This window comes from Nocardia cyriacigeorgica, assembly GCF_010858045.1.
GTDB lineage: Bacteria > Actinomycetota > Actinomycetes > Mycobacteriales > Mycobacteriaceae > Nocardia > Nocardia cyriacigeorgica_E.
The window spans coordinates 1-1,521 of record NZ_JAAGVC010000004.1; the positions used below are offsets into that span (position 1 = coordinate 1).

Here is a 1,521-nt window from a genome sequence, read left to right on the forward strand (position 1 = left end):
CTTCTTCGAGGGCGCCGAGGGCGGCTTCTTTGACCACGCGGGTCAGGATGCGTTGCAGCAGTTGCCGCATGGTGAGCCGGATCGCGGCTTGGGTGGCGACGCGGGCGGCGGCGCCGGCGGCCGCGCCGGCGGGGGCGCCGACACCGGTGGCCATGGCGGCCAGCGCTGCGGCCATTTCGACGGCGAAGATCACCAGTTGGGCGATGATCATCAGTTTGGTGTGTTCGATGTCGTTGGCGCCGTCATCGACCAGGTCGGCCTGGTCTTTCAACAGCCCGGTCAGCGCGGCGAGGGCGCCGTCGTCGTTGCCGAGTTTCTTCCAGAACGCCTCGATCGCATCCGCGGTCTGCCCGTCCAGCGCGGACAGCAGCTGGTTGACCTGGCGTTGAGCATCGTCACCGAGATCATCGAGGGTGGTGGCGGCGCTGTTGTAGGCGTCGGCCATGCGCCGCATCGCGGTCTCATCGCCCTCGGGCCAATCACCGGCCCCCACGACATACTTCGCGGCCCACTGCAACGCCTCGGGAATCTCGATGCCCACCCCAGAACCCTCCACTCCGCCGATTGAGCCCAGAACTTACCTACGCAGACATGGACGCACCGGACCCGGTGCTGGTTCCATTGATTCCCGGCTGCATTCCGTAACGGCCGGAATCCGCCAGGAAGGGACGGCTGTCCGGCGGGCGCTGGCGGCGACCTAGTGTCTGTTCGTATGACTCCTTCACGGTGGGCTACCTGCGGCATCGCAGCCGCCGCGATTGCCGCGGCCTTCGCCGGATCGACAGCCGGCGCCGCTCCGGCCGGATCGACCACTCCGGTGGTGTACTGGCGCGATCCGGGGTTGTCACCGCAATTGGGTGCGGCGGCGGTTACGGCCGAACGCCCGCCCGATGACCCGCAGGTGATCGTGCTGCGGTTCCGGGCCGAGGAAGGGGACGGGCCGGCGAAGGAACTCGCGGTGCACTGGCACGGCATGGTGACGGGAGCAGGAGGTGTCGCTTGGTTGACGTCCGGTACTCCGCTGCGGGTCCGGGTCGGTGCAGGCCCGGTGCTCGTGACCGCCACGGGCCGGGTGACGCTGATCCCCGGCGCCGGCGTGATCGGCTGATCGCAGCCGGACGCGCATCACAACCAGAGCGCGGACCTGCTGATTGTCGCCTTACTCACCTGCTGGATCGCGTGGGTGTGAGCATGGTCCGGAGCCCGCGAACGGCCTCGCGGCCCCGCCGCCAGCGACGATGTCCGCAGGCTATGGGCGTTGGTTGGTCCGGTGCCCAGGGCGACGGTAGATTGATTCGGTGATCAGCAGCGAAGTTCGCGGATGTGCCGCGTGGGCGACCTCGGGTCCGGTCGTGCCCATGTAACAAGTGGCCCGGCGGACAGATAGTGCCAATGAACATTTTTGTCTGATTGATACGAGAACTGAGCTCGGAGAAGTGGACGCCACGCTTGGATAGGTGAGCGTCCTGTCCGGGTGTCGTCGGGGAGCGCTTGCGTGGTGTTCCGGAAGCGAGGTTACGG

General features: G+C 67.4%; 2 protein-coding genes. One reads left to right on the forward strand and one right to left on the reverse strand.

Annotated features, from left to right (window positions below; genetic code table 11):
• The coding region (locus GV790_RS05395) for a WXG100 family type VII secretion target (RefSeq protein ID WP_375139369.1) at nt 1–541 on the reverse strand (541 nt) is incomplete at its 3' end.
• Nucleotides 542–712: 171 nt separating this feature from the next.
• Here GV790_RS05395 and GV790_RS05400 point away from each other — a divergent pair.
• Nucleotides 713–1,108 carry a hypothetical protein gene (locus GV790_RS05400; protein WP_163811157.1) on the forward strand — a complete coding sequence of 132 codons (396 nt, stop codon included), beginning with the start codon at nt 713–715 and terminating at the stop codon, nt 1,106–1,108.
• Nucleotides 1,109–1,521 lie beyond the last annotated feature (413 nt).

Bases quoted from the DNA above. Each gene is read 5' to 3' on its own strand.
- GV790_RS05400 (WP_163811157.1), top strand. From the start codon at position 713: ATGACTCCTTCACGGTGGGCTACCTGCGGCATCGCAGCCGCCGCGATT.